8 protein-coding genes are annotated in these 8,827 nt (G+C 44.7%); 7 read left to right on the top strand and 1 reads right to left on the bottom strand.

The genetic code is table 11. The annotated features are described in order from the left end of the window. Positions 1-136: 136 nt before the first annotated feature. The gene (locus NBH14_RS27130) at positions 137-592 is read right to left on the bottom strand and encodes a DUF6078 family protein (RefSeq protein WP_255502383.1); all 456 of its coding nucleotides are present in this window, start codon (positions 590-592) and stop codon (positions 137-139) included. 149 nt (positions 593-741) lie between these two features. On the opposite strand from NBH14_RS27130, the gene NBH14_RS27125 reads away from it, so the two are divergent. The 7 genes from NBH14_RS27125 (at position 742) to NBH14_RS27095 (ending at position 8,773) form a co-directional block, all read left to right on the top strand. Further along, positions 742-1,662 carry an arginase family protein gene (locus NBH14_RS27125; protein ID WP_250817911.1) on the top strand — a complete coding sequence of 307 codons (921 nt, stop codon included), beginning with the start codon at positions 742-744 and terminating at the stop codon, positions 1,660-1,662. Positions 1,663-1,721: 59 nt separating this feature from the next. Further along, entirely contained in the window at positions 1,722-2,240 is a 519-nt protein-coding gene (locus NBH14_RS27120; RefSeq protein WP_186961854.1) for a methylated-DNA--[protein]-cysteine S-methyltransferase, read from the top strand. Positions 2,241-2,347: 107 nt separating this feature from the next. Continuing rightward, positions 2,348-3,508, top strand: a complete 1,161-nt coding sequence (locus NBH14_RS27115) for a carboxymuconolactone decarboxylase family protein (protein WP_186961853.1) — start codon at positions 2,348-2,350, stop codon at positions 3,506-3,508. A gap of 288 nt (positions 3,509-3,796) precedes the next feature. Next, complete coding sequence (locus NBH14_RS27110; RefSeq protein WP_186961852.1) at positions 3,797-5,152, top strand: dipeptidase; 1,356 nt, start codon at positions 3,797-3,799, stop codon at positions 5,150-5,152. Next, entirely contained in the window at positions 5,149-6,459 is a 1,311-nt protein-coding gene (locus tag NBH14_RS27105) for a DEAD/DEAH box helicase (RefSeq protein ID WP_186961851.1), read from the top strand. The genes NBH14_RS27110 and NBH14_RS27105 overlap by 4 nt, the downstream gene beginning before the upstream one ends. Further along, positions 6,456-7,712 carry an amidohydrolase gene (locus NBH14_RS27100; protein WP_186961850.1) on the top strand — a complete coding sequence of 419 codons (1,257 nt, stop codon included), beginning with the start codon at positions 6,456-6,458 and terminating at the stop codon, positions 7,710-7,712. The genes NBH14_RS27105 and NBH14_RS27100 overlap by 4 nt, the downstream gene beginning before the upstream one ends. Positions 7,713-7,945: 233 nt before the next feature. After that, entirely contained in the window at positions 7,946-8,773 is an 828-nt protein-coding gene (locus NBH14_RS27095) for a purine nucleoside phosphorylase I, inosine and guanosine-specific (protein ID WP_007653414.1), read from the top strand. Positions 8,774-8,827: the final 54 nt, after the last annotated feature.

The raw sequence follows: 8,827 nt of genomic DNA, 5'->3' as shown, positions 1-8,827 counted from the left end.
GGCCTTCTACTACACGAAGGCGATAAATCTCATGACACATCAGATGATGCTCTCTCTCTTGATAATAATTCTTCTTTTTCATTGTTGATTCTTTAAAGAGTCAACCTTATTTACAAAAAGACACTTTCACCGGCTATTAAATTTTCCAGTTGTATGACTCGATATATCCGTCGAAGTATTCGTCCAGAACCACTCCCAACTCTTTGGCGAGAGTAACGACCTTTTTTTGTTCGGAAAGTGATAAAGGTAATTTGCCTTTACGTTTCAGATAATAATTCTTCCGTCCCAGATAGGCAATCATCCGGTTTCGGAAAGTATCGGCAACGCAAAGGGTCAGTGCATTTACCGTGCGCATGAATCCTACGGCATTGAGAACCTTTGTAGCATCCTTGTAGTATTTGCATTTCCCTTTCCCTTTTTTGATTGCCAGGGGATTCAGTGTCCGGGGAAAGAGAATATTTTCCGGAGTGTGTTTTAATGCGATTTGACGCAGACAGGTAGCGGCACTCGGGCAGTTTTCGGCTGCGCACATGCCAAAATCGAAAGGTACTTCCGAGTAATCGAACGGTTCATCCATGATTTTCTTATTCAAGGTTTATTAATTCTGCGAAAGATACGTTATAAATCAACCAATGGCAAGAAGTTTGGAGATAAAGTTTAATTAAATGCGTATTTCCCGACGGAGCAGACTGCCGGATTAAATTTATAACTGCCTGAATAATTTAGCAGTACTTGTATGGTATGAATGGAATCTATAATTTTGTTGCTGAAAATAATAAGAGTATGGAAAAAGAAAAAACAGTTCGATTGATTTATCCGCAATGGCAGGGAGCAAGTGTAGTCCATCTGCTACCGGAACTTAAAAATAATCCGGCAGAGGCTTCCAGAGGATACTATTTAGGAGCGCAATTATTAAACTTTCTCGCTCCTGATAGCGGGCAGGAGACACTGACCGTTCCCGTATCTACTGATATGACTGACAGGATAGTAACTGACGGGGTGATTGACCGCGATGCTATTTTGAAGCAATCGAAAGCTGCATTGGAAATGTTGCGTGCAGCCAATCCGGACAGGATTATAACGCTTGGCGGTGAATGTTCGGTGAGTGTCGTCCCGTTTACTTACCTTGCCGACAAATATAAAGATGATGTAGCCATGATATGGATTGATGCCCATCCGGATTTGACATTACCCGGTGATGTCTATCCCGGTTATCATGCTATGGCGGCTACTGCTTGTATGGGTTATGGAGAAAAACAGATTATTTCCGTGTTGCCTGCTAAAATAGCCCCGTCTAAAGTTTTGTTAGTCGGGATACGGAATTGGGAACGCGATGAGATTAAAGTCCGCCAGCAACAATACGGTATCAGAAATATTACGGGAGAAGAAGTGGCGGAGAACAGTGATGCAATCCGTGAATGGCTGAAATCCTGCGGAGCATCGAAGGTGGTTATCCATTTTGATATGGATGTATTGGACCCCGCTGAAATCATTGCGGCTGTCGGAACAGACCCCGACGGTATGAAAATGGAACAGGTTATTCGTGTGATAAATGATATTGCAGCCGAGAAAGAGGTGGTCGGCCTGACTGTTGCGGAAGCGATGCCCCGTACCGCCATCCGTATCAAGAATATGCTAAACCGACTGCCCTTATTAAAATAGCAAGATTCAGTTTTTCCATACTCATAAACTTCTTATATTTGCAATATAAAGAAAAGAGTATGGAAAATATTATTTGGATACAAAACTATCAGTCTCCTTGCGGAGAATTGATACTGGGTTCGCTGGATGGCAAACTTTGTTTGTGCGACTGGATGGATGAGAACCGTAGGGCACTGATTGACCGGCGGCTGCAAAAGGTATTGCATGCCCGCTATGAAACAGGTGAATCCGAAGTGATTGTCCGGGCAGTTGCCCAGCTGGATGAATATTTTGCCGGAAAAAGGACGGAGTTTGACATCCCGTTGCTATTTGCCGGTACTGATTTTCAGAGAACAGTCTGGAATGCGTTATTGAATATCCCTTATGGGAAAACGGTCTCTTATGCTACTTTGTCGCAGGATTTGGGTAAACTGAAAGCTATTCGTGCTGTGGCTGCTGCTAATGGTGCTAATTCCATTTCGATACTTGTTCCTTGCCATCGTGTTATCGGGAGTAACCAAAAGCTGGTTGGATATGCCGGTGGCCTGCCTGCCAAACAGTGGCTGCTCGATTTGGAATCCTCTGGCAGACTCTTCTGATATTTACCAATCTCTCATCTGTAATTTAGGTATATTTATCTGTAATCCGTCTACGATCGAAACGGTCCGGTTTCTTTAGCTTTGCAACATCAGTAAAACAGAAAGATATGAAACGTAAATTGTTAACATTGGTATTCATCGTATCAGGCTTAATGCCTGCTATTGCTCAGAATGTTTCGGACCTTAAAACAGAAAAAGATATGGATAGGATTGAATTATGTAAAAAGAATTATACCACTTTATTCGGTGGCGAAGCCTTGACCGGGCAGGGAACCGACCCGGAGATGATGGATATTCTTCAGAAGTTTATTTTCGGAGAAGTATTCCGCACGGGAGAACTGGATATAAAGACCCGTGAAATGATTACCTGTGTTACATTAGCAACTATGCAGACTTTGCCCCAGCTGAAGGCACATGCAGGAGCGGCATTGAATGTGGGAGTTACTCCTGTTGAACTTCGTGAAGCTATTTATTCATGCGCTCCGTTTATCGGTTTTCCCAAAACCTTGAACGCGCTGACCGTCATTAATGAAGTATTTAAAGAACGGGGCATTTCTTTGCCATTGGAAAAACAAGGCACGGTTACGGAAGAAAACCGTCATGAAAAAGGGGCGGCTGTGCAAGACCGGCTTTATCCCGGAGGTATCAGTCAGGTGATGGAAGATATTCCGGGTGAAATGGGTGACGATGTGGAACGTTTCCTGACAGAATATTGTTTCGGTGATATGTATACCCGTGGCGGACTTGACCTCAAAACACGTGAGTTACTGGGATATTGTGTCCTGACGACATTGGGAGCCGATAGCCAGCTTCGTTCTCATTTTCAGGGAAATCTGAATGCAGGTAACAGTAAGGAAACGGTTGTGGCGGCAGTCATACAATGTCTTCCGTATATCGGTTTCCCGCCGGCAATAAAGGCCTTGAAGATAATAAAGGAAGCATCTGCCGTAAGTCCGGCAAATAACCTGGTCCGCCTCTCCAAAATTACTGTAGACCCGGCACAATTGGATGCATATAATGCCTACCTGAAAGAAGAGATTGAAGCCTCCATGAGCCTGGAACCGGGCGTACTTACTTTATATGCTACAGCTGATAAAGAAAGCCCCAATAAAATAACGATCCTGGAGATTTATGCAGACCAGGAGGCTTATAAAAAGCATATCCAAACATCCCATTTCCAGAAATATAAGCAGGGAACTTTGTCTATGGTAAAGGATTTGGAACTGGTGGATACTACTCCCTTAATTCCCGGATTAAAGATAAAATAAGCTTTTAGCGAAAAACTCAATGTCATTAAGTTAAGGATAGTGACAGCAAATGTCCTGAAGGGCCCTATTGTGAATAGCCCCCGGTGAAGCCGGGGGCTATTCACAATAGGGCCCTTCGGGTCCGTCATCGTCACTATTTGTTTAACTTAATGACATTGAGATAAAACTGACGTTACATTAACATCTTACTATATTTTATATGACAATAAAATGGGGATTTAAGTAATTTATTCGTAAACTTGTAACCTTAAATAAAAACGTTAAATTTAAAATTAAATCTTCTGTTTTATGTCAGTAAAATCGTATATCGAATCCAATAAAGAACGCTTTCTGGAAGAGTTGTTCAGCTTAATCCGTATTCCCTCCATCAGTGCTAAACAAGAGCATAAACCTGATATGCAGGCTTGTGCCCAGCGCTGGACGGAACTGTTACTATCGTCTGGAGCGGATAAAGCCGTGGTGATGCCGACGGAAGGCAATCCGGTCGTATATGGCGAAAAGATGATTTCGCCCGATGCCAAGACTGTGCTTGTTTATGCCCATTATGATGTAATGCCGGCTGAGCCATTGAACTTGTGGAAAAGCCAACCGTTTGAACCCGAAATACGTGACGGCCGTATCTGGGCTCGTGGTGCGGACGATGATAAAGGCCAGTCTATGATGCAGGTAAAAGGCTTTGAAACAGCCTTGAAGCTCGACCTGCTGAAGTGCAATGTGAAGTTTATCTTCGAAGGAGAGGAGGAGATCGGTTCTCCCAGCCTTGAAACCTTCTGCCGTGAACATAAAGACTTATTGAAGGCCGATGTGATTCTGGTATCCGACACCAGCATGGTAAATGCCGAAACACCGTCGTTGACGACCGGCCTGCGTGGTTTGGCTTATTGGGAAATCGAAGTGGCCGGTCCGAACCGCGATTTGCATTCCGGCCATTTCGGTGGGGCAGTGGCTAATCCTATTAATGTATTATGTAAACTGATGGCCGATATTATCGATGCTGACGGACGTATCACAATTCCCGGTTTCTATGATGATGTAGAAGAAGTGTCTCCGGCCGAACGCGAAATGATTGCACAAATCCCGTTTGATGAGGCGAAATATCAGGCTGCTATCGGTGTGGATGCTTTGTCCGGTGAAAAAGGCTACTCAACGCTGGAAAGAAACAGTTGCCGTCCGTCGTTCGATATCTGTGGAATCTGGGGAGGTTATACGGAAGAGGGCAGTAAAACGGTGCTTCCGTCCAAAGCCTATGCAAAAGTATCCTGCCGCCTGGTTCCGCATCAGGAACATTCCAAAATATCAAAAATGTTTGAAGATTACATAAACCAGGTGGCTCCTGCATCTGTTAAGGTAAAAGTCACGCCGAAACACGGTGGACAGGGTTATGTTTGTCCGATTGACCTGCCGGCTTATCAGGCGGCGGAAAAGGCTTGCACGGTTGCTTTTGGCAAGAAACCGCTGGCAGTACGTCGCGGAGGAAGTATTCCTATCATCTCCACCTTTGAGCAGGTATTGGGTATAAAAACCGTCTTGATGGGTTTCGGACTTGAACAGAATGCTATTCATTCTCCTAATGAAAGTTGCACGCTCGACTTCTTCTATAAAGGGATTGAATCGGTTGCCGAATTTTATAAAGAATATAAATGATACAAAACGAAGTGATAGCCCGTGCCCTGTCGAATACAGGTATCGAGACATTAAATGAAATGCAGCAGGCCGTGCTTGATGCCGGTACGACAAAGGATATGGTGTTGCTCAGTCCCACGGGGTCGGGTAAAACCCTGGCTTTCCTGCTGCCCTTACTTACTACGCTGACGGATGAGGATAAGAAGATACAAGCGCTTATCATCGCCCCGTCTCGTGAATTGGCTTTACAGATAGAGACGGTATTCCGTTCACTCGGAGCCGGATATAAGGTGAACTGCTGTTATGGCGGCCATCCTATCCGGACAGAAAAGAAAAGTCTGGAGCATCCGCCAACGGTGCTTATCGGTACGCCCGGACGAATCCTCGACCATCTGGAACGGGGGAATATTAATCTGGATACCGTCCGTACACTGATTCTGGACGAATTCGACAAGTCTCTGGAACTGGGCTTTCAGGATGAGATGAAAGATATTCTCTCACATCTTCCCGGAGTGCGTCGCAGAGTGTTGACTTCAGCAACCGAAGCGGTGGAAATACCTCCCTTTACCGGTATTACATCGCCTGTCCGCCTGTCGTTCCTGACCGGAGTGAAAGAGGCGAAAGGTCTGACTTTGCGTATCGTGAAATCGCCGATTAAGGATAAGCTGGAGACATTGTATAAATTGCTCGGAGAGTTGAAAGGCGAGTCTGCCCTGGTGTTCTGTAACCAGCGTGAATCAGTGGAACGTGTCAGCAATTATCTGACAGAAATGGGAGTGGATAATGAATATTTCCACGGAGGTATGGAACAGCCGGAACGTGAACGGGCGTTGTCGCTTTTCCGTAATGGCAGTGCATCCGTTTTTATCTCTACTGACCTGGCGTCCCGCGGACTGGATATTCCGGAAGTAAAGAATGTGATTCATTATCATCTTCCTATCAATGAAGAAGCCTTTATCCATAGAAACGGACGTACGGCCCGTATGAATGCGGAAGGAAATGCCTTTATGATACTGAATGAGATAGAGACTGTTCCCGAATATATCACCCGTGAGCCGGATGAATTCTTCCTGCCGGAGAAGGCCAAAAAGCCGCTCCGTTCGGAATGGGTTACATTGACCATTAACCGCGGCAAACGGGATAAGTTGAGTAAGAAGGACGTAGTCGGTTTCCTGTTTCAGAAAGGCGGATTAGACAAAGATGATTTAGGCGTTGTGGAAATAAAGGAAAGTTGTGCGTATGCCGCAGTAAAACGTGATAAGAAAGAGGGTTTGCTGGCGCGTATCCGTGAGGAGAAAATAAAAAATATGAAAGCTAAGTTTATATGAAGCTGCTGATTAAAGAGGTAGAACTGAATGGTGTTGCTACCGATATTTATATAGAAAACAAATACATCAAACAGATAGGTCCCGGCCTGTCTGTTGCCGCCGATAAAGTGATTGACGGTCGCCGTAAGGCTGCCATTCCGGGATTTGTCAATACGCATACACATGCGGCTATGACTTTGTTCCGCGGCTTTGGAGACGATATGCCTTTAATGCCCTGGTTGGAAGAAAAGATATGGCCCAATGAAGCGAAACTGACGAAAGAAGATGTTTTCTGGGGGGCTAAACTGGCTTGTCTGGAAATGATAAAAAGCGGAACGACTACTTTCTTCGATATGTATCATAAGTTTCATGCTACGGCAGAGGCTGTCGAGGAGATGGGAATCCGAGCAGTCATTTCCAGTGCCTGTTTCGACCATTTCCAACCGGAGTTGGCGGAGAAAAGCAAACAGACCATCCAGAAGTTGTATAAAGAGATGGACAGATACGACAAGCGGATACATTTCTCCGTTGGTCCGCATGCCATCTATACGGTTTCCGGCGAGTTGCTGCAATGGGCGGATACTTTTGCAAAAGAACATAACGTGCCAATCCAACTGCATTTGGCAGAAACGGAAGGGGAAGTGGAGAACTCTGTAAAGCAGTTCGGGGCGACTCCTGTCCGGTATTTATATAAGTTGGGTGTATTGTCTCCCCGTTTGTTGATTTCCCACGGTATCTATGTGGATGCGGATGAAATCCGTATGCTGGCAGACCATGGAGTGAAGGTCGCGCATAATCCGGCCTCCAATATGAAACTGGCTTCCGGCATGCACTTCAAATTTAAGGAAATGCGTGAAGCCGGCATCACTGTCGGTCTGGGTACTGACGGTTGTTCGTCGTCCAATAATCTCGATATGGTGGAAGCGATGAAGCTGGCCTCCCTGTTGGGAAAAGTCTGGCGAAAAGACCCGGAAGCCGTTACAGCCGATGAAATATTCCATTCCGCCACGGAAGCCGGAGCCTCTTTTGTGGGCTTAAAAGCCGGACGGATAGCAGAAGGTTACCTGGCAGACCTTTCTTTGGTAGATTTGAATATGCCGGCATTTACTCCGAATTTCAATTTCATATCCAACCTTGTCTATGCTGCAAACGGCAGCTGCATCGATACCGTTATTTGTGACGGAAAAATCCTGATGCAGGATAAGAAAGTACCGGGTGAAGAGGAGATAATGGAACGCGCGGCACAAATAGCCTACAATTTAATGAAAAGATAATTTTTAAGTTGCCGGTGATTGTTTTATATCATCAGTAGCTTTTCAGGAATAGTTCATAATGTCTTTTGTAAAAGACGTACGTCTAAAATGATTTACACCTACCTCTAAATCTATTTACACCTAGGTCTAAATGAATTTAGAGGTAGGTATGACAGAAAAGTCTTTATAAAGATACGTTTCTGTCGTAATGGCATTTCAAGGAGATTATTATATTGAAATAAATTTATGATGCTATGAATACAAGTTATACAAACGAACAATATCAGGAGGCAGCGGCATTTATAGCTGCACGCATCACCGGAAATCCGGAAACGGCTATTATTCTCGGCAGCGGATTAGGTTCATTGGCAGACCGGATACAGGATGCCATTGTAATTCCGTATGCAGAGATTCCTCATTTTATGCATTCTACGGCTGCCGGTCATAAAGGTAATTTTATTTGCGGCAAACTGGGAGGTAAACAAGTCTTGGCTATGCAGGGTCGTTTTCATTATTATGAAGGGTATTCCATGCAACAGGTGACATTTCCCGTTCGTGTGATGAAATTGTTGGGTATAAAGAATCTTTTGGTGTCGAATGCTGCCGGAGGAATAAATAACACTTTCAAAGTTGGTGACCTGATGATTATCCGTGATCATATAAATATGATGCCTAATCCGTTGATAGGGCCTAATAATGAATTGTTCGGTACTCGTTTCCCGGATATGACCCGTGCCTATGACCGTGAGTTTGTCCGTTTGGTGGAAGAGATTGCAGCATCTCATAATATTCCTTTGAAAAAAGGTGTATATGTCGGTCTGACCGGTCCTTCTTTTGAAACACCTTCCGAATATGCTTTTTATGGCCGGGTAGGAGGTGACGCGATTGGAATGAGTACGGTTCCGGAAGTAATCGTAGCCCGCCATGCAGGATTAAGAGTCTTCGGAATGTCGGTGATTACGAATGAAGGTTACCATTTTGCCGATGATTTTGTGAATGACGGAGCGGACGTGATCGTAGCAGCCAACAAGGCTGCGGTAGTGATGACAACTTTATTCAGTGAACTCGTTTCCCGTATCTGATTTTTTTCGGGGTGAAAGTTGCTGTGTTAAAATAAGATAGAAATTTGAACGGGT

Source organism: Parabacteroides caecihominis (assembly GCF_023656785.1).
Classification (GTDB): domain Bacteria; phylum Bacteroidota; class Bacteroidia; order Bacteroidales; family Tannerellaceae; genus Parabacteroides; species Parabacteroides segnis.
The sequence above is the reverse complement of the archived record's forward strand: the minus strand, read 5'-3'. Positions and strand labels throughout refer to the sequence as shown.